21 protein-coding genes and 3 pseudogenes are annotated in these 18,537 nt (G+C 71.0%); 14 read left to right on the top strand and 10 right to left on the bottom strand.

Translation table 11 applies throughout. The annotated features are described in order from the left end of the window. Positions 1-36 precede the first annotated feature (36 nt). Positions 37-342: a hypothetical protein gene (locus BJF79_RS28450; RefSeq protein WP_075901956.1), complete on the top strand. Its 306-nt coding sequence runs from the start codon at positions 37-39 to the stop codon at positions 340-342. Positions 343-360: 18 nt separating this feature from the next. Here BJF79_RS28450 and BJF79_RS28445 read toward each other — a convergent pair whose 3' ends face one another. After that, complete coding sequence (locus tag BJF79_RS28445; protein ID WP_075901954.1) at positions 361-954, bottom strand: TetR family transcriptional regulator; 594 nt, start codon at positions 952-954, stop codon at positions 361-363. Positions 955-1,058: 104 nt separating this feature from the next. Between BJF79_RS28445 and BJF79_RS62005 the strand changes: the two are divergent. Beyond that, positions 1,059-2,131, top strand: a pseudogene (locus BJF79_RS62005) (aldo/keto reductase). Here BJF79_RS62005 and BJF79_RS28435 read toward each other — a convergent pair. Next, complete coding sequence (locus tag BJF79_RS28435) at positions 2,115-2,984, bottom strand: NAD(P)H-binding protein (RefSeq protein WP_075901952.1); 870 nt, start codon at positions 2,982-2,984, stop codon at positions 2,115-2,117. The pseudogene BJF79_RS62005 and the gene BJF79_RS28435 overlap by 17 nt on opposite strands. Positions 2,985-3,066: 82 nt before the next feature. Between BJF79_RS28435 and BJF79_RS28430 the strand changes: the two genes are divergently transcribed. Further along, entirely contained in the window at positions 3,067-3,777 is a 711-nt protein-coding gene (locus BJF79_RS28430; RefSeq protein WP_075901950.1) for a helix-turn-helix transcriptional regulator, read from the top strand. Positions 3,778-3,807: 30 nt separating this feature from the next. Here BJF79_RS28430 and BJF79_RS28425 read toward each other — a convergent pair whose 3' ends face one another. Genes BJF79_RS28425 through BJF79_RS28415 form a run of 3 tightly spaced genes read right to left on the bottom strand, consistent with a single transcriptional unit; the run spans position 3,808 to position 5,155 of the window. Beyond that, positions 3,808-4,710, bottom strand: coding sequence for a hypothetical protein (locus tag BJF79_RS28425; protein ID WP_075901948.1), 903 nt, complete (start codon positions 4,708-4,710; stop codon positions 3,808-3,810). Between the two features lie 55 nt (positions 4,711-4,765). Beyond that, positions 4,766-4,963 carry a hypothetical protein gene (locus BJF79_RS28420; protein WP_075901946.1) on the bottom strand — a complete coding sequence of 66 codons (198 nt, stop codon included), beginning with the start codon at positions 4,961-4,963 and terminating at the stop codon, positions 4,766-4,768. Positions 4,964-4,972: 9 nt separating this feature from the next. Next, a complete protein-coding gene (locus tag BJF79_RS28415; RefSeq protein ID WP_075901944.1) occupies positions 4,973-5,155 on the bottom strand; it encodes a hypothetical protein in 183 nt (60 codons plus the stop codon). An 86-nt stretch (positions 5,156-5,241) separates the two neighbouring features. On the opposite strand from BJF79_RS28415, the gene BJF79_RS28410 reads away from it, so the two are divergent. From BJF79_RS28410 to BJF79_RS28400, 3 genes are all read left to right on the top strand, one after another. Then, the gene (locus BJF79_RS28410; protein ID WP_262402700.1) at positions 5,242-5,700 is read left to right on the top strand and encodes a MarR family winged helix-turn-helix transcriptional regulator; all 459 of its coding nucleotides are present in this window, start codon (positions 5,242-5,244) and stop codon (positions 5,698-5,700) included. Positions 5,701-5,986: 286 nt separating this feature from the next. After that, positions 5,987-6,868: an alpha/beta hydrolase gene (locus tag BJF79_RS28405; RefSeq protein WP_075902005.1), complete on the top strand. Its 882-nt coding sequence runs from the start codon at positions 5,987-5,989 to the stop codon at positions 6,866-6,868. A 67-nt stretch (positions 6,869-6,935) separates the two neighbouring features. Next, entirely contained in the window at positions 6,936-7,358 is a 423-nt protein-coding gene (locus BJF79_RS28400) for a hypothetical protein (protein ID WP_075901942.1), read from the top strand. Between the two features lie 11 nt (positions 7,359-7,369). On the opposite strand, the gene BJF79_RS28395 is transcribed toward BJF79_RS28400, so the two are convergent. After that, positions 7,370-7,999 carry a TetR/AcrR family transcriptional regulator gene (locus BJF79_RS28395; protein WP_075901940.1) on the bottom strand — a complete coding sequence of 210 codons (630 nt, stop codon included), beginning with the start codon at positions 7,997-7,999 and terminating at the stop codon, positions 7,370-7,372. A gap of 147 nt (positions 8,000-8,146) precedes the next feature. On the opposite strand from BJF79_RS28395, the gene BJF79_RS28390 reads away from it, so the two are divergent. The 6 genes from BJF79_RS28390 to BJF79_RS28370 all read left to right on the top strand — a co-directional run bounded on the left by BJF79_RS28390 (position 8,147) and on the right by BJF79_RS28370 (position 12,168). Next, positions 8,147-9,316, top strand: coding sequence for an acyl-CoA dehydrogenase family protein (locus BJF79_RS28390; RefSeq protein ID WP_075901938.1), 1,170 nt, complete (start codon positions 8,147-8,149; stop codon positions 9,314-9,316). Positions 9,317-9,415: 99 nt separating this feature from the next. Further along, the gene (locus BJF79_RS53875; RefSeq protein ID WP_075901936.1) at positions 9,416-9,739 is read left to right on the top strand and encodes an alpha/beta fold hydrolase; all 324 of its coding nucleotides are present in this window, start codon (positions 9,416-9,418) and stop codon (positions 9,737-9,739) included. Beyond that, on the top strand, positions 9,694-10,515 hold the full coding sequence (locus BJF79_RS28380) for a TetR/AcrR family transcriptional regulator (protein WP_262402699.1): 822 nt from the start codon (positions 9,694-9,696) through the stop codon (positions 10,513-10,515). Before BJF79_RS53875 ends, BJF79_RS28380 begins: the two co-directional genes overlap by 46 nt. After that, on the top strand, positions 10,512-11,306 hold the full coding sequence (locus BJF79_RS28375) for an FAD-dependent monooxygenase (RefSeq protein ID WP_262402698.1): 795 nt from the start codon (positions 10,512-10,514) through the stop codon (positions 11,304-11,306). Before BJF79_RS28380 ends, BJF79_RS28375 begins: the two co-directional genes overlap by 4 nt. Next, complete coding sequence (locus BJF79_RS62000) at positions 11,294-11,662, top strand: FAD-dependent monooxygenase (RefSeq protein WP_262402697.1); 369 nt, start codon at positions 11,294-11,296, stop codon at positions 11,660-11,662. The genes BJF79_RS28375 and BJF79_RS62000 overlap by 13 nt, the downstream gene beginning before the upstream one ends. Positions 11,663-11,676: 14 nt before the next feature. Beyond that, positions 11,677-12,168, top strand: a complete 492-nt coding sequence (locus BJF79_RS28370) for a nitroreductase family deazaflavin-dependent oxidoreductase (protein WP_075901934.1) — start codon at positions 11,677-11,679, stop codon at positions 12,166-12,168. A 32-nt stretch (positions 12,169-12,200) separates the two neighbouring features. Here BJF79_RS28370 and BJF79_RS28365 read toward each other — a convergent pair whose 3' ends face one another. The 3 genes from BJF79_RS28365 to BJF79_RS28355 form a co-directional block, all read right to left on the bottom strand. After that, positions 12,201-12,563, bottom strand: coding sequence for a steroid Delta-isomerase (locus BJF79_RS28365; protein ID WP_075901932.1), 363 nt, complete (start codon positions 12,561-12,563; stop codon positions 12,201-12,203). Positions 12,564-12,691: 128 nt separating this feature from the next. Beyond that, on the bottom strand, positions 12,692-13,345 hold the full coding sequence (locus BJF79_RS28360; protein WP_187357072.1) for a response regulator transcription factor: 654 nt from the start codon (positions 13,343-13,345) through the stop codon (positions 12,692-12,694). An 8-nt stretch (positions 13,346-13,353) separates the two neighbouring features. Further along, positions 13,354-14,508, bottom strand: a complete 1,155-nt coding sequence (locus BJF79_RS28355) for a sensor histidine kinase (protein ID WP_075901927.1) — start codon at positions 14,506-14,508, stop codon at positions 13,354-13,356. A 210-nt stretch (positions 14,509-14,718) separates the two neighbouring features. On the opposite strand from BJF79_RS28355, the gene BJF79_RS28350 reads away from it, so the two are divergent. Beyond that, positions 14,719-15,546: a hypothetical protein gene (locus tag BJF79_RS28350; RefSeq protein WP_075901925.1), complete on the top strand. Its 828-nt coding sequence runs from the start codon at positions 14,719-14,721 to the stop codon at positions 15,544-15,546. Positions 15,547-15,598: 52 nt separating this feature from the next. Here BJF79_RS28350 and BJF79_RS28345 read toward each other — a convergent pair. After that, positions 15,599-17,688: pseudogene (locus BJF79_RS28345) on the bottom strand (type IIA DNA topoisomerase subunit B). 590 nt (positions 17,689-18,278) lie between these two features. Between BJF79_RS28345 and BJF79_RS61995 the strand changes: the two are divergent. Further along, positions 18,279-18,482 (top strand): annotated as a pseudogene (locus tag BJF79_RS61995) (ATP-binding cassette domain-containing protein); the annotation flags it as partial. Positions 18,483-18,537 lie beyond the last annotated feature (55 nt).

The raw sequence follows: 18,537 nt of genomic DNA, 5'->3' as shown, positions 1-18,537 counted from the left end.
GGCTCGCCGTTCTCTCCCCGATGGGCAGGAGCAGCCATGCCGGTCTTCATGATCAAGTACCAGGTGACCGAAGAAGGCGTCACCGAGGTGGTCCAGGCGATCGAGAAAGCGTTCGCCGCCGTGCGCGCCCAGCGGCCGGACGGCGTCCGGTACGCCTACCTCCGCCGGGCCGAAGGCACCGAGTTCGTCGCGCTGCTGGAGCTCGCCGACGGCGTGGAGAACCCGCTGCCCGGTATCGCCGAGGCGCGCGAGTTGCTGGCGACCGTGGCCAGATGGGCGGTGGAAGCGGCTCCCGCGCCCCAGCCCCTTGAGGTTCTCGGCGACTACCGCATGCTCAGCTGACAGGACGCCCCGGCGCGATCAAGAGGAGTCGGCGGGCGGGAAGAGGGTGTGGACGGCTCGGACGACGGCGGCGCGGCGGGCGACCGTGGCGGGGTCCGTCGCGTCCCGTGGGAGGCATCCGAGTTCGGGCTGGTCGAGCCAGGTGGTGGCGATCTGGGTGACGAGGGCCAACACGTCGGTCGGGTCCCAGGTGGGGTCGAGGTCGCCGGCCTCTTGGGCCTGGCGGATCCACTCGGCCTTGCAGCGGATCGCCTCGCCGTAGGGGTCGGCTTCATCGGCGGACGGTTCGGTGTCGGACCCGAGTTCGAGACGTCCCCAGGCGATGAACCGGTAGCGGTCGGGGTGCGCGGCGAAGTAGTCGAACATCTGCCCGGCGTAGGCGGGCAGATCGGTCGGGTCCAGATGGATGGCCTCGGCGGCCACCGCCAGTTCCCGTGCGGCCACGAAGCCGTACAGCTTCTCCTTGCTGCGGAAGTACGCGTAGACGCGTTCCTTGCTGGTGCGGGCGGCCTTGGCGATCCGGTCGACCCGGGCGCCGGCGATCCCGTGCCGGGCGAACTCGGCCTGGGCCGCGGCGACGATCCGGTCGCGCGTGGAGTCGGTGCTGGCCATGCCCCCACCTTAGCCAACCGAACCGTTCGGTTTGACGTCGGAGACAGGGCGGCTATCGTTCATACCGAACGGTTTGGTTTGTTCTCTCTGCGGAGGTTTCCACCATGCAGCAGCGCACTCTCGGCCGTCAGGGTCTGGTCACCTCGGCGATCGGCTACGGCGCGATGGGCATCTCGATGGCCTACGGTCCCGGCGACGAGGCCGAAGGGGCCGCGACGATCCGGCGCGCCCACGAGCAGGGCGTCACCCACTTCGACACCGCCGAACTCTACGGGTGGGGCGCCAACGAGAAGATCGTCGGCAAGACCGTCGCGCCGTTCCGGGACGAGATCACGATCGCGACCAAGTTCGGGTTCACCCGCGAGTTCGGCACCGACTCGCGGCCCGAGCACATCCGCGAGGTGCTCGACAACAGCCTGCGCTACCTGGGCGTCGACCACGTGGACGTGCTGTACCAGCACCGCGTCGACCCGACGTGCCGATCGAGGACGTCGCCGGGACCGTCAAGGAGCTCATCGAGGCGGGCAAGGTCAAGTACCTCGGCCTGTCGGAGGCCGGGCCCGAGACGATCCGGAAGGCGCACGCCGTCCAGCCCGTCTCGGTCCTGCAGACCGAGTACTCGCTGTTCGAGCGGGACGTCGAGGAGCTGCTCCCCGTCCTGCGCGAGCTCGGCATCGGCTTCGTCGCCTACTCCCCGCTGGGGCGCGGCTTCCTCACCGGCACCGCGAAGCCCGCCGGGGAGTACGACGCCACCGACATGCGCAACGGCGACCCGCGCTGGCAGCCGGGCAACTTCGAGAAGAACATCGAGGCCGTCCGGCAGCTCACCGATCTGGCCGCGGCCAAGGACGCGACCGTCGCCCAGCTCGCCCTCGCCTGGCTCCTCGCCCGGGGCGACGACATCGTGCCGATCCCCGGCACCCGCAGCGTCGCACGGGTGGAGGAGAACAACGCCGCCGCCGACCTGACCCTCACCACGGACGACCTGGACGCCATCGCCCGGATCCTGCCCACCGGCGGCTTCGGCGCCGCTATGCGGGCGGCCGAGTGCCCACCTGGGTCTGATCGGCCGGGCGGCCTGCGACCTCCGCATTCCCAAAGTCGCAGCGGGTGGCCCCATCCCCGGGGCCATCCGCCGTTGACCCGGTCGAACGACGACTTCAGAGGACGGGGATGAGTTCCTCGCGGATCCAGCCGCGCAACCGGGCGGGGGTGGTGGTGACCGTCGAGCGGCCCTGCTCGGGTGTGAAGCCGTCCCGCAGTCCGGTAGACATCCCCAGCATCGCGTCCGCCGTAGCCGGTGGCATGCCCGCGTGGATGTACTGCTCACGCATCCGCTCGTCGGCGATCCGCGCGACGCGTACTTCCCGTCCGAGTTCTTCCGCAAGGATTTCCGCGACCTGCGTCCAGGTCAGGTCCTCAGGGCCGTGGACGGCCTGGACGCGGCGTCCGCCCCAATCGCGATTGAGCAGGGTGAGCGCGGCCACCTCAGCGATGTCGCGCGGGGCGACCCAGCTCATCGGAGCGTCGAGAGGCAGCACGGTCTCCAGTCGTCCGGCCTTCACCGACTCCGCTTCGAACAGCAGGTTGGTGAAGAAGTAGCCGCACCGCAGATGCGTGACGTCCACGCCCGAGTCGTCGAGAGCGACTTCTGTTTCCGCGAGCCCGTCGATCTCGCCCGCACCGTGACGCTTCTCCGCGCCGACACTGCTTTGGAAGACGACCCGTCCGATCCGGTTCGTCTCGACCGCGGCCACGATGGCCTCCGTCGCGCGACGGTAGTCCGCCAGCGGGTCGGCCGACTCGGCGGGCGGGTCGACCCAGTAGACGGCGTCGACGCCGGCGGTCGCGGAGGCGACCTGTTTCAGCTCCCGCGAGTCCGTCTTGATCGGCTCGACGTGTTCGGCCACCGCCGCGGGGATGTTCTCTGGGTGCCGAGTGAGCAGCACCGGTGTGACACCGGCCCGGATGAGCATCCGTACCAGGTGGCGGCCCACATTGCCTTGAGGTGTCGTGACGGCGATTCGCATGGAGTTCCTTCCCTCGGGTCGCCCTCCACGCTATGAGGGGATGCGGCCGGATCCTGGCCGCATCTTGGGCGATCATGGATCGATGGACTCGCCCACGACCCGGTCATTGCAACTGCTGGCGCTCCTTCAGTCGGCGCGGGAGTGGACCGCCCACGACCTCGCCGCCCGCCTGCGGGTCAGCGAACGCACAGTGCGCCGAGATGCGATGCGTCTTCGCGATATGGGCTACGAGGTGCACTCCCGCCCAGGTCCAGGTGCCACTTACGCACTGCGGCCGAGTATGAGGATTCCGCCGCTGCTGCTCAGTTCGGACGAGGTCTCGACGATCATCACGAGCCTGATGATCCTGGAAGCGTGGTCGCCCCACGACACGTCCGTTGCAGCAGCCCGGGCGAAGCTCGAACTGGTGCTGCCGGGGAACCTGCGACGGCGTGCCGCGGCGATAGCGCTGTCGACGCAAGTCCTCCGCGAGGCCCCGGCGCCAACGGACTGGGAACTCGTCGGCACGATCGCCGATGCCGTTGCGATGAGCGCACGCCTCATGTTCGACTACACGGATCAGCACGGCCGCGGTTCACGCCGCACGGTCGAGCCATATCGACATCTCCTGCGGCACCGGCACTGGTACCTCATCGCCTATGACCTCGGCCGCGACGACTGGCGTCTCTTTCGACTCGACCGGATACAGGCCCCCACGACCATGCCCGGGCCGTACGGACGCCACGCTTTCCCGTGGGATTCGATCGAGGACTGGCTCGCAAGCGACTTCGGTGCGAGCGACCGACGCTCGTAGGCGGGCGGCCGAGTGCCTGCCCGGGTCTGATCAGCCGCTCCGGTCCAGGCGGCGTGCGGCCGCGGCGCGGACCTCGGGCGTCTCCATGGGGTCGTCGCGCAGGTAGGCGAGGCAGCGGCGGGTGCGGTCGGTGAGCTCGACGTGGGCGACGGCCAGTTCCCGGACGTCCGCCTCGCAGTCCTCCAGTCCTTCGATCAGGTACCGGGGATGCTCGTCCGCCGGGGCGAACGTCAAGAGCGCGTGCAGTACGGCTGCGCGCTCGTAAGTATGCGGTGTGAACCACAGCGACCGCAGGCGCGGGACGACCTGGGCCGCCTCGTCTCCGCCGATGCGGGCCAGCCCTTCGATCAAACCGCGATAGCACCGGTCGAGGCCCTCCGTGCGCGTGGGTACCCGGTTCACCACCTCCAGGAGAGCCGGGACGTCGCGTTCCTCGCCGTCGCCGGCCAGGACGTGCGCGGAGGGCCAGTACCGGGGATGATCGGGCACCGTCGTCCAGCGGCGTGCTTCCGCCAGCGTGGGGTCCGGGACCGGTGCGGGGGGCCTTTCGCCGGGTGCGGCCTCGATCGGGTGCGGGCCTTCGGGGGTGTGGCGGCGTACGGCTTCGGTGGCCTCCCGGTTTCCCGCGCGGCCGAGCACCTCCAGGACTTCCAGGGTCAGGCCCGCGGCGTTCTCGTCGTCTTCGGGAGGCGTAGCGTCCAGCACCGCCAGAACCTGGGCGACGGGAATCTCCAGGTCGCGGACCAGACGGGCCAGGTAGACGGCGCGCTCGTCGACCGTCCACCACCAGCGGTGATCGCGCCGCAGGCAGGACAGCACCGCCGGACGGGCGGCGTCCGGGTCGTGCATCGCGCGGGTCACGCCGCGGCCGAGACCGCGCTGCAGGGCACCGAGGAGGGTGCCGGACGAGGCGTAGAACTCTTCGTCGTTCATCGCCCGGCAGCATGGCGGGCCGGTCGCCCGGGACGCGACGGGTTTTCCGGCGGGCTCAGAAGCCGACGATCGCGAAGACGATGCCGCCGATGATGTGCGCCAGGGCGGTCACGGCGAGAACGGCGATGAGGACGTACTTGGCCGTGGGGTGGTCGAACTGGGAGCCGGGGGCGGCACGGTGGGCCGATCGGTCTTGGGCCTGCTGCTCCAGTTCGTCCAGGGACGGCAGGAAGGACGGTCGTCTCATGGGCATGCGGTCTCCTCAGTGGGCCAGGACGGCGAGCAGGACGCCTCCGATGACGTGCGCGGCCACAGTCACGACCGCCATGACGATGAACAGGTACTTGGCGGTGGGCTGGTCGAACTGGCTCTTGCCGCGCGGGCGGGGGTCCAGCTCGGCCTGACGGCGGGCGATGCGCTCTTCGATCGGGGCTCTGCCGAACACGGCACCTCCATTGCGGCCAAACGATTGGTGCACCAATCATTGCGGTACCATCAGGTTAACCGAAGAGCGATTCGTCCGGAGGACCCGTGGCGCGTGATCTGAGCGACGTTCCCGACCCGCTCGCCCTGGAGAACCAGGTGTGCTTCGCCCTGGTGGTCGCCTCGCGCACGGTGCTGGCGCACTACCGGCCGATCCTGGAGCCGATGGGGCTGACGCACCCGCAATACCTGGTGATGCTGGCGCTGTGGGAGCACCGCAGGTTGTCGGTCAAGGAGCTCAGCCGCCTGCTGGAACTCGACCCCGGAACGCTCTCTCCCCTGCTCAAACGCCTGGAGGGGGCGGATCTCATCCGCCGCGAGCGCGACAGCCGGGACGAGCGGCTGCTGGCCGTCACCGTGACGCCCGCCGGGGAGGCCCTCCGGGCACAGGCCGAGAAGATCCCCGCCACGATCATGGAACGCCTCGGCATGAGCCTCGACGAGCTGCAGGACCTGCACCGCACGCTCACCCGCGTCATCGCCGCCGCGAGCGGCGGCTCCGCCTGACCGGGCACTGCTAGAATTCGATCATGGTCTACTTCATCCGGCTCCGGACCCGCTGAGACGGGACGTTCTGCCGATCGCTCGACGATCGGCGGCCGAGGCGCGCCTGTGAACGGCGCCCGGTCTTCCCCGTCTCGCGACAGGCCCGTCGCCGACCGCCCCGCCTCCTTCCTGCGCGGGTGACGCGGTCCGGGACGGCGCAGCCGACGCTCCGCAGAACGTGCCGTCGGCCGACCTCCTCTCGACTCCGGGCATGTCCGTCATGCCTCGATCCGAACGGACCGCATTCATGCCATCCGATTCCAGCAGCACCATCACCGATGCCGCTCCGACGTTCGTCCTGGTCCACGGCTCCGGGACCAGCTCCTTCATGTGGGCGCCCGTCCAGCGCGAACTGGCGTTGCTCGGCCACCGCGGCTTCGCCGTCGACCTGCCCGGCCACGGGTTCGACGCGCAGTACCCCGTCGCCTACCAGGCCCCGCAGGACCTCGAAGCCTGGGCGGACGAACCGTCCACGCTGGAAGGCGTCACCTTGCAGGACAACGTGGACGCGGTCACCGGCGTCGTCCGTCGCCTGGCGGCGCACGGGCCCGTCGTCCTGGTGGGCGCCAGCCTCGGGGGGACGACCATCACCGGCGTGGCCAACCAGGCCCCGGAGCTGGTGAGCCGGCTCGTCTACATCTCCGCGTGGTCGTGCGTGCAACGGTCGAACCCGATCGAATACATGCAGGAACCGGAGTACGCCGACAACCTCATGGGCCCGCTGGCCGCGCTGAACGTCGGGGACCCGCAGCGGCTCGGCGTCGGCCGGGCCAACTACCGCACCGCCGACCCGGAGCTGCTCGCCGCGCTCAAGGCCGCCACGATGGCGGACGTCGACGACGCGCGGTTCCGGGCGTTCCTCAACATCCTGCAGCCCGACGAGTCGATGGCGGTGATGATGTCGGACGCCCGCGTCCGCGCCGACACCTGGGGCACCGTCCCCCGGACGTACGTCCGGCTCACCGAGGACCGGTCCATTCCGGTGGCGATGCAGGACAGGCTGATCGCCGAAGCGGACGCCCTGACGCCGGGCAACCCCTACGACGTGCACACCCTCGACACGTCGCACGTGGGCTTCCTGTACAGGGCCGGTGAAGTGGCCGCCATCCTCGACGGCCTGGCGGTTTAGCGCGGATCGGGCGGTTCCGTGTCCGGTCCGCCGGACACGGAACCGCCCGGTACCGATAATGACGAGCATGGTGGCACCCCCCGGGCAGGCTTCGTCCTGGCGCGAACGATGTCCCGATTGCGGCGAAACGGTCGAGGTCAGCGCGAGCCAGGACTTCTTTCTCGACGAGGTGCACTGGCACGTCCAGCGTCAATGCACGTCCTGCGAGTTCCTCACCGTCGCCTGCGGCGTGGGAGAGACCCCGGACGAGCTGAGGCGACTGATCCTGGCGGAGCACGGACCGGCCGTCCTGACGATCACCGGGGAGCCGCTGGGGTCGCTGCGCACCATGAAGGCGGTCCGCGACGTTCTCGGGGTGCCGTTCTCCGAGGTGAGACGCAGTGCGGAACGTCTGAGGTCGGACGGGGTCGTCGGAACTCTCGCCGAGATGGAACGGCTCGGGAGCCGGCTGGAAGACGCGGGGCTGGAGATCGCCGTCGCCACGGGGTGAGGAACGGGCCGTCAGGTCGCCGGGCGGGGCCAGGCGGCGTCGAGGGTGGTGGCGAGCATCTCGAACTGGTCGCGCAGGTCGAAGGTGGCGGGGTCGAGCTGGTAGGCGAGGAAGAGGCCGTCGGCGGCGCCGAGGGCGAACCGGGCGAGCCTGTCCGCGGTGTCTTCGCGCCGGTCGTCCGGGGCGTCGGCCAGCAGGTCGCGGAACTCGCGGGCGACGAAGGCGTGCACCTCGGCGCGGATGTCGATGAACAGCTGGCGGGCCTTGGCCTCGACGGGGCGGCGTTCGAGGGTGAGCATCATGCCGAGGCGGAGGAACTCGGGCTGGTCGAGGAGGCTGACGGCGACTGCGTCGGTCAGCTCGCGCAGCCGTGCCGGACGGTCCAGGCCCGGGGTGCGGTCGAACGCGCGGAGGCGTCCGCGCCAGAGCTGGTAGCTGCGCTCGATCACGGCGGCGAGCAGGTCGTCCTTGTCGCGGAAATGCCAGTAGATCGAGCTGCGCGGCAGCCCTGAGCGTTCGCTGACCAGGGCGATGCTGGTGCCCTCATAGCCGCGCTCGGCGGCGATCTCGACGGTCGCGTCGAGGATGCGCTGCCGGGACTGCTCGCCGTGCTGCTGCCGGCGCTCGGTCTTGGGGGCCATCCGTGTCCTTTCCGGCCGCTCTGCCCCTCCAGTGTCGCAGCCCCGCGGGGTCCGACTGTTGACGTGCCGTCTCACATCCGCCTACTCTCTGGACTGATCGTTCCGGAGTGTACCGGTCGTTCCGTAGGGCATTGTGGAGGTGGGCGGATGTCGCTGGCAGAGACCGCGCGGCGGCTCGCGGACGAGCTCGCCGGTGCGGCGGACGAAGGGGATCGGCTGCGTCGGCTCCCGGACGAGACGTGGCGACTGCTCGTCGAGTCCGGGCTCGTCCGGGGGCTGCAACCGGCCCGCTGGGGCGGCGGGGAGGTTCCGCTGATCGAGTTCATGGACGCGGTCGTCGAGGTGTCGCGGGTGAACGCCTCGGCGGGCTGGGTGCTGGGCGTCATGGGCGTCCACCCGTGGCAGCTCGCACTGTTCGGCGAGCGCGCCCAGCGGGAGATGTGGGGCGACGATCCCGCGCGGATCCACTCGTCGTCGTACATGCCGACCGGCAGGGCGACGCCGGTGGACGGCGGGTTCCGGCTGGACGGCCGGTGGTCGTTCTCGTCGGGGTGCGACCACGGGCACGGGGTGAACCTGGGCGCGATCGTCGGGTTCCTCGATCCGGGCGAGGGCCGGAAGGTGCCGGACTACCGCTCGCTGCTCGTCCTGCCCGGCGAGTACGGGATCGACGACAACTGGCACACGGCGGGCCTGCGCGGCACCGGCAGCAAGGACATCGTGGTCAGCGATGTCTTCGTCCCCGCGCACAGGGTGCAATCCCATCTGGACTACGCGGCGTGGGCGCCGCTGCCCGGCCGGGAACTCAACGACGCGCCGCTGTACCGGATGTCGTGGTCGGCGGTGTTCAACCTGGTGCTGGCCGCGTCGGTGCTGGGAATGGCGCGCGGCTTCATGGACAGGTGGACCGAGGTCACCTCGACCAGGGTGGTACCGCCGAAAGCGGCGCAGCGGGACGATCCGCTGACCCAGATCCGGCTGGCCGAGGCCGAATGGACGATCGACGCGGCCACGTCCAAGCTGCGGCGCGCGGTGATCGAGATGCAGGCGATGGCCGAGCGGAACGAGCACCCCGGCGACGAACACTTGGCGCGGATCCGCTGGGACGTCGACCACGGGTGCGAGGTCGTCGGGACGGCCGTGCACGGGCTCTACCACGCCACGACGGGACGCACCGCGTTCGTGGATCACCCGCTGCACCGGTCGTTCCAGGACGTGCAGACGGCGCTCGGCCACGCCTACCTCACGCCCGAGGGGCACGGCCGCAACTACGCCGGGCACCTGCTGGGCGCGGGCCCGCAGGTCCTGACCGCCTGACAGGAGAACAGACGAGATGATCGACACGAGCGACGTGCCCGTCGGCGGCTAGCGCTTCCGCGTCCACACGTCCGGCACCCCGTCGAACGAGGCGGTGCTGTGGCTGCACGGGTCGGGGCCGGGCGCCACCGCGCTGTCCAACTGGGAACGGGTGCTGGGCGACCTGTACGACATCGCGTCCGACATCGTCGGGTTCGGCGACTCCAGCCACCCGGACCCGCCGCCGCCGACTTCACCCGACACCGGATCGACACCCTCTTCGGGCTGCTGGACGAACTGGGCATCGAGCGCGCGCACCTGGTGGGCAACTCGATGGGCGGCATCATCGGCCTCGGCATGGCGCTCCAGAATCCGGAACGCATCGGGCGGACCGTCCCATGGGCAGCGGCGGCGCGCCCGTCCCGCCCACCGGCGACCTGCTGAAGCCGATCACCTACTACGACGATCCGACCGTCGAGGCGCCGGCCGAACCGATGCGGGCGATGACGCACGACGCGTCCCGGCTCGGCGACGACCTGGCGACGTTCGCCCACGACCTCCCCGGCCTGTACGAACCCGAACAGCTCGCCGCGGCGATCGTCCCGCGATGGGGGTCCCGCGGCCGACCCGCGTCCGGCTATATTGGTCGAGTGACCAATTTAAGCGATCGACCAAAAGGGGAGCGGCGACGGCGGCAGCTCGTCGACGCGGGCGTCGCGCTGCTCGCCGAGGGCGGCTGGCCCGCGGTCACGACGCGGGCCGTGGCCGAGCGGGCGGGCGCCAACGTGGGGCTGATCCACTACCACTTCGGCGGCCTCGGGGCGCTGCACGAGGCGGTCGCCCGGCAGGCGGGGAACACGGTGGTGGCACCGTTCCTGGACGAGCTGTTCGCCGCGCCCGACGAACGCGCCGTCCTCGCGGCCGCGCGCAGGCTGCAGGCGGCGCCGGTGGACCCCGGGACCGTCCGGCTGTCGGTGGAGCTGATGGCCGGGGCGCTGCGCGAACCCGCGCTCGGCGAGGCGCTGCGCGACGAACTGCGGATCGCGCGCGAGGGACTCGCCGAGTGGCTCGGGCGCGTGCATCCGGACTGGCCGCCGGGCCGCCGCGCGGGCATGGCCGCGGTGATCGCCGCGCTCATCGACGGCCTGCTGCTGCACCACATGGTCGACCCGGAACTGTCCCTCGACGACGCGCTCGGCGCGCTGGAGGAGAGCCTGTGAGAATCCTCGTCGCGGGCGGCGGAGTCGCCGGACTCACGCTCGCCTACTGGCTGCACCGCCGCGGCATGACCCCCGTCGTCGCCGAGCGGTCGGCGGAGGGACGGCTCGGCGGCTACGGCTTCGACCTCGTCGGCACCGGCCACGACATCGCCGCCCGCATGGACCTCGCCGGACGGCTGGCGGCGCGCACCCTGCCGATCGACTCGGTCGACTTCGTCGACGGCTCCGGCCGCACCCTCGCCCGGCTCGGCGCGCCGCTGCTCGACCGGATCACCCGGGGACGCAACCTCGCGCTGCTGCACAGCACGCTGGAGGACGAGCTCATCGAGGCCGTCCGCGACGACGTCGAGATCCGGTTCGACCTGCCGGTCGAGTCGCTCGTCCAGGACGCGGACGGTGTGACGGCCCGGTTCCCCGGCGGCGGCGAGGAGCGGTTCGACCTGGTCGTCGGCGCGACGGCGTCCACTCGGCCGTCCGCCGGGCGGTCTTCGGCGCCGACGGGCACGCCCGGCACCTGGGCTGCACCATGGCGTGCTTCCCCGTGCCGGACCGCTACGGCGCCGGACGGGTGCGCACGCACTACACCGAACCGGGACGCCAGGTCGTCACCTACGGCACCGGACGACCGGACGAGCTCATCGCGCTGTTCCTCTTCCGGGACGGGCCGGGCCCGGTGCCGCGCGCCGAGCGGCTGGACCGGCTCCGCGACGTCTTCGCGGGGGCGGGCTGGATCACGCCGCGGCTCCTCGCCGACGCGCCCGAGCCCAACGAGATCTTCATGGACGCGATGACCCAGATCGAGCTGCCCGCCTGGCACCGCGACCGGGTGGCGCTGATCGGGGACGCCTGCGGCTGCCTGACGCTCGTCTCGGCGCAGGGCGTGTCGATGGCGATGGCGGGCGCCTACGTCCTGGCCGAGGAGCTCGCCGCCGCCGACCATCGCACCGCGTTCGCGCGCTACGAGCGCCGTCTGCGCCCGGAGGTCGTGCGGCGGCAGCGCAACGCGCGGCTGTTCGCCGGCGCCCTCGTGCCCGCCACCCGCACCGGCCTGGCGGCGCAGAACCTGATGTCCCGGTTCGTGATGCGCGACGCCTTCGCGCCGCTGCTGCGCCGCCGGTTCGGCGCCGATTCCATCCTGCCCGCCTGATTCGGGAGACCCTCATGGAGATCGTCAAGACGCCCGCGCCGCCGTCCGGCGTGCGCCGCCTGCTGTGGCGGCTGCCCATCCACTTCTACCGGCGGGGCCTCGGGGTGCTCATGCCGCCGCGGATCATGCTGCTCACGCACGTCGGCCGCAAGTCGGGGCTGCCGCGCCGGGCCGTCATCGAGGTCGTCGAACACGGGCCGGACGGGTACGTGGCGGCGTCCGGCTTCGGCGTCCGGGCCGACTGGTACCAGAACGTCCTCAAGACCCCGGACGTCACGATCCAGGTGGGGCGGCGCGTGCTTCCGGTCACCGCGGTCGTGCTGTCGAAGGAGGACGGCGCGGACCTGATGGCGCGGTACGGCCCGCGGAATCCGCGCACCGCCCGGCGGCTCTGCTCGATCATGGGCTTCTCGATCGACGGCAGCGTGGACGACTTCCGCGCGGTCGGCGAGCGGATCCCGTTCGTCCGGTTCGTTCCCCGTCCGGACGGGCCCGGAGCCGGGTGAGCCCGGGGACGGCCCGCGGCCGTCCCGCGCGCTCAGGACTCGACGTCGGCCGGTCCCCAGTGGGCGCGCATGGTGGCGATCAGGCCGTCCTCGTCGAAGGTCATGACGTCGATGACGCGAATGCGCATGTTCGGCATCTCGACGGTGAACGCCATGGCGGCCGCATTGCCGTGCGAGCCGCGGACGGGCGTGTCGAGGCTGAGCTTGGCCCCGGACGCGATCGTGCCGGTGTAGAACTCGGTGATCGCCTCCCGCCCGGCGATGGGCGGGTTGCCCACGGGGTCCTCGATGGTCGCGTCGTCGGCGAAGAGGGCGACGACGGCCGCCGGATCGCCGGTGTTGAAGCCGTCGACGTACGCCTGCAGCGCGGCCTTCATGTGCTCTTGGGTGGGCATGGCGCGAGATTAGCAAGCGACCGGCGGCCCGGTCCGGGCCGTTTCCCGCTGGGCGGGCACTTTCGCACGGGTTACAAGGCCTGTAATCACACCGGCCGAGTTACAGCACGCGAGTTACGGCGGTGTGGTCAGCCCGCGAGGCCGTGCTTGAAGGCATAGGTGACCGCCTGGGCGCGGTCGCGCAGGTTCGCCTTGGCGAACAGGTTGTTGATGTGGGTCTTCACCGTGGCCTCGCTGATGAACAGGTCACCGGCGATCTCGGCGTTGGACCGTCCCTGCGCGATGAGCACCAGGACCTCGGCCTCGCGGCGGGTGAGGCCGTCGGGCAGCCCGGCGCGGGACGGCCGCGGGCGGTCGCCCGTCGCCACCGCCTCGATCAGCCGCCGCTGCACGGACGGGTCGAGCTGGGCGGCGCCGCCGCGGACGGCGGCGACGGCCTGCGCGATCTCGTCGGCGCCGGCGTCCTTGGTGAGGTAGCCGCGGGCGCCCGCGCGGAGCGCGGCGAAGATCGACTCGTCGTCGGCGTAGGTGGTGAGGACGACGACCTCGGTGCCCGGATGCTCCGCCCGGATGCGGCGCGTCGCCTCCACGCCGTCCATCCGGGGCATGCGCAGGTCCATCAGGACGACGTGCGGGCGCTTGTCGGCGACCATGGCGAGGGCCTGCTCGCCGTCGGCCGCCGAACCGGCCACCTCGATGTCGGGCAGGAGTTCGAGGAGGAGGACCAGCCCCTCGCGGACCACGGTCTGGTCGTCCACGACGAGGATTCGCGTGCTGCTCACCGTCTCCCTCACCCCACCGGCACGCGGAGGGCGACCCGGAAACCCTTGCCGTCCGGGCCCGTCTCCAGGGTTCCGTCGATGAGTTCCGCGCGTTCGCGCATCCCCACGAGGCCGTATCCGCCGCCGCCCAAGTCTAGGCCCGGCTCCGTTCCACCGGTGTCCGTTACTTCCAGTTCGACCGTGTCCTTGAGGTAGCGCAGACGGACGTGTGCGCGCGCGCCCGGCGCGTGCTTGCGGACGTTCGTGAGCGCCTCCTGGGCCGTCCGGACGACGGTGAGGCCCGCCTGCGGCGACAGTTCGAGGGCCGTCCCGGTGACCTGCACGTCGCAGGGACGGCCCGTGCTGACGTAGAAGTCCTCGGCGAGTTCGGCGATGACCTCGCGGGGCTCGGGGATCTCGCCGCGCAGCGTGGCGAGGGCGCGACGGGTCTCCTCAAGGCCGGAACGGGCCAGGTTGCGGGCGCGCTCGACGCGGTCGAGGGCCTGCACGCGGTCGCCGTCCCGGGACAGCAGGAGCCGCGCCCCCTCCAGATGGACGACCTGGGCGGACAGCGAGTGCGCGAGGATGTCGTGGATCTCGCGGGCGATGCGGGAACGTTCGGCGAGCACGGCGTTGGCGGCCTCGGCGCGGCGGGCGGCCTGCTGGGCGGCCATGCCCTGGCGGGTGGCGACGCCGCCGAGAATGATGCCGGCGTACGCGACCAGCAGGCCGAGGTCGACGCCGTCCCCGGCGAAACGGCCGAGGGCGGCGAGGGCGGCGATCATCGTGGCCCCGGCCGCCAGCCCCCAGCGCAGGGACAACCGCGTGCTCAGCGCCCAGAGCGCCGGCATGCACAGGTAGAGGGCGCCGTCGAAGTCGGGGTTGACGACCACCAGCGCCATGGCGACCGGGAAGGTCGCCAGGAGACAGGGGACGAGCGGAGTGCGCCCGCGCGGGCAGTCCGCCCGCCGTCCCCGCAGTCCGATGATCAGCAGGGTGAAGAGGGCGATGTTGAGGACGGCGATGACGGATCCGGCACCGCTCAGCCCGGGTGCCGGGTCGGTGGTGAACAGGCGGTAGAGGTAGCTCCCCACGCCCCACCCGATGAGGCCGCCGACGACGACCGTGCGGGCGATCAGGTCGGCGCGCCGGGCCCAGCCTCCACAGCTCACGGGCTCGTCCATGGCACGACGGTATGCGCTCGGGGCGGCGGCGGCCATCGGCGCGTGGCTGGACCCCGGTCTCCACCGCCGGGTGGAGATCAACTTGGCCGGATGCGGCCACGCCGATGATCTTGTTTGAGAAACTCTCAGGTTTTTGAATCATGCCAGTAGTCATGGACCGCTCCAGGCATGACTCCCCTCCCTCACCTCACGGAAGGCCGACGAAAAGTCTTGAAGAAGCGATTCCTCGCCGCCCTCATGGCGGCTCCGCTCGGCATCGCCCTGGCGGCACCGCCCGCCCAGGCCGCCCCCGCGGCCCCGGCGGCGACGGCGCCCTCGATCGACCTCGGCACCGAATGCCCGCCCCTGCCCGCAGGGCAGGACCCCGCCCTCACCACCTGCATGGTCATCGTCGTGGCGGGCGGGTCGATGAAGCTCGGCGGCATCACGCAGGAGATCAGCGAGGAGATGCGGATCGTCGCCCAGGCGACCCAGACCTCGGTGAGCGCGCCGCTCGAATTCACGAACGTCCGGCTCAGCGGCAAGCCGATGAAGATCCCGGGCGGGGTGTTCGGGCTGCTCGGCTACCCGATCCCCGCGATCGAGGACTGGCCGCTGGTCAAGATCGAGGTGCAGCCGGAGTACGTCGGCAACTTCGGCTTCAACCTGCCGTCGGTCACCCTCGACATGAAGATCGGGGTGCTCAACACCCTCGCGCCCGAGGGCTGCGCGATCGGGTCCGACCAGGACCCGATGAAGCTCGACCTCGGCGTGGACATCACCGGGCTGGAAGTCGTGGACCCGGGCGACCCGAGCAACCCGTACGAGCGGCCCACCATCCTGCGCGCGCCGGCGAACGACTCGACGTTCGCAGTGCCCAAGACGTCCGGGTGCTGGCTGCTCGGGCCGATCACCGACGCGCTGGCCGGGCTGCCGTCGGCGTCCGGGAACAACACCGCGACGTTCGACACCTACCTGGCCCTGGCCAGCTACGACTCGGCCCCCGGCCAGTCGGCGGACCCGGTCCAGCGGCTGAAGAACATCCGCAGCGCGGGCTGACCCGCCGCGAGCCCGGGGCCGCGACCGGCCCCGGGCTCGCACACGAACCGGCTCAGACGTCGATGCGTTCGGCGTCCAGTTCGGACGCGCCCGCGGTGATGAACGCGCGGCGCGGTGCGACGTCGCTGCCCATCAGCAGGTCGAACGTCTTCGCGGCCTCCTCGGCGTTCTCGACGCGGATGCGGCGCAGGATGCGGTGCCGCGGGTCCATCGTCGTCTCGGCGAGCTGGTCGGCGTCCATCTCGCCCAGGCCCTTGTACCGCTGGACGGGCTCCTTCCAGCGGCGGCCCTTGCGCTCGAACTCCACCAGCTTCTGCCGCAGCTCCGCGTCGCTGTAGCAGTAGACGTACTTCTCCTGGCCCTTGCGGGGCTTGATCAGCTCGATGCGGTGCAGCGGCGGGACGGCCGCGTAGACCCGGCCCTCCTCCAGCATCGGCCGCATGTACCGATAGAGCAGCGTCAGCAGCAGCGTCCGGATGTGGGAACCGTCGACGTCGGCGTCGGCCATCAGGATGATGCGCCCGTAACGGGACGCCTCGATGTCGAAGGTGCGGCCCGAACCGGCCCCGATCACCTGGATGATCGCGGCGCATTCGGCGTTCTTCAGCATGTCGGCGACGGACGCCTTCTGCACGTTCAGGATCTTGCCGCGGATCGGCAGCAGCGCCTGGAACTCGGAGTCGCGGGCGAGCTTGGCGGTGCCGAGCGCGGAGTCGCCCTCGACGATGAACAGCTCGCTGCGGTCGTCGGCCGTCCGGCAGTCGACGAGCTTGGCCGGGAGCGCCGAGTTCTCCAGGGCGTTCTTGCGGCGCTGGTTGTCGCGCTGGGTGCGGGCGGCGATACGGGTCTTGGCCGCACCGACGATCTTCTCCAGAACCGCCCGCAGCGCCTGCTTCTGCGCACGCGGCGGGTTCTCGAAGATGGCCCGGAGCTCGCGGTCGGCGACCTTGGACACGATGCGCGTCGCGGCGGACGTGCCGAGGATCTCCTTGGTCTGGCCCTCGAACTGCGGCTCGGGCAACCGGACCGTGACGACCGCGGTCATCCCCTCCTGGACGTCGTCGCGGATGACGTCCTCGTCGCCGTTCTTCAGCAGCCGGGCGGCGCGCAACTGCTCGTTGATGACCTTGACCACGGCCTTCTCGAATCCGCGCACGTGGGTGCCGCCCTTGGGGGTGGCGATCACGTTGACGAACGAGCGGGTCACGGTGTCGTAGCCGCTCCCCCAGCGCAGCGCGATGTCGACCTCCAGGTCGCGCTCCACGTCGGTCGGGGTGAGGTGGCCCTGGTCGTCCAGGACGGGGACGGTCTCGGTGAAGTGGCCGCGGCCCTGCAGGCGCAGGACGTCGATGAGGGGGTTGTCCTTGGACAGGTAGGTGCAGAACTCGCCGATGCCGCCGTCGAACCGGAACGTCTCCTCGACGACCTCGTCGCCGCGCTCGTCGCGGACGTCGATGGTGAGGCCGGGGATGAGGAACGCGGTCTGGCGCATCCGGTCCATGACCAGGTCGCGCTCGACGGTCGCTTCCTTCAGGAAGATCTGCAGGTCGGGCCAGAACCGGGTACGGGTGCCGGTGACCTTCTTGGCGACCTTGCGGACCTGCCGCATCCCGGACCGCTTCTTGAACCGGGCGTTCGGGCGGCCGTCGTCGGCGAACTCGCCGGGCAGCCCCCGCCGGAAGCTGATCGCGTGGGTGTGGCCGTCGCGGTCGACCTCGACGTCCAGGCGGGCCGACAGGGCGTTGACGACGGACGCGCCGACGCCGTGCAGGCCGCCGGACGCGGTGTAGGACACGCCGCCGAACTTGCCGCCCGCGTGCAGCCGCGTCATGACCAGCTCGACGCCCGGCAGGCCCGTCTTGGGTTCGAGGTCGACGGGGATGCCGCGGCCGTTGTCGCCCACCTCGAAGGACCCGTCGCGTGCATCACCACGCCGATATGGGTGCAGTATCCGGCCAGGGCCTCGTCGACGCAGTTGTCGACGATCTCCCACAGGCAGTGGGCGAGGCCGCGGCTGTCGGTCGACCCGATGTACATGCCGGGTCGCTTGCGCACGGCCTCCAGCCCCTCCAGCACCGAGAGGTGCCGGGCGGAGTAGCCGTGCGGATCTTCGGTCGTCACTTCGGCGGTCGCGGCGGTCAACGTGCGTGTGCTCCTCGGGGGTAGGACATTCGGCACGAGGGTACCGTCCCTATAAGACAGAACATGAGTTGCATTATTCTGCCGCGTGTCCCGAACGGTGTTGGGCACGCTGGTTCCCCTCCCGGCCCAGCGCGCCGACGACAGCGTGGTCAACTCCCGCTTACGCGCCGCCCACCGGGCCGAATCATGCCCCAGGCCATCGGCGCACCGGGTCTTCAGATCCCGGGCGGCCAGCGACCCCAGATGTTCGCCTGCCGCTCGCAGCAGCTGCTCGTCCTCAGGCGTTAGGTCTTTGAGGCGGGTGCGGACCGCCACCCCCGCCGGGCCTGCCGCCACGAACGACGGCGCGACGGGCCGCCACCCGTTATTCCCGGCCCCTTCGGCCCGGTCGTGCACATGGCGGTAAGTCGCCCCGGCGGTAACACCACCAACTTGAACGACCGGTTGCGACATGGCGAACACTCTAAGTGAAAGCATTCGAACGTGCAATCGAATCTCGTCGCCTCGCCGATTCACGGCGCCCGGCCACGCCTCCGCCCGCGGGAACCTCGCCCGTCGGGCGGTGGTCGGCCCCAGGGTGGACATTGGAAATGTCCACCTTTGGTCGGGTGTGCCCGACGGGGCGTCTCCGTAGTGTCCCCGGCATGGCGCACACCATCGAGGTCGCGGGCCTCCAGAAACGATACGGCGACGTCCAGGCCGTCGACGACGTCACCTTCGACGTCGGCGAGGGCGAGTTCTTCGGGATCCTCGGGCCGAACGGGGCCGGGAAGACGACGACCCTGGAGATCATCGAGGGGCTCCGGCAAGCCGACGGCGGCACGGTGTCGATCCTCGGGGCGTCGCCGT

It is taken from the genome of Actinomadura sp. CNU-125 (assembly GCF_001942465.1).
In the GTDB taxonomy this organism is placed as follows: Bacteria; Actinomycetota; Actinomycetes; order Streptosporangiales; family Streptosporangiaceae; genus Spirillospora.
Note: the sequence above shows the minus strand (reverse complement) of the source record. Positions and strands in the feature narration are given on the sequence as shown.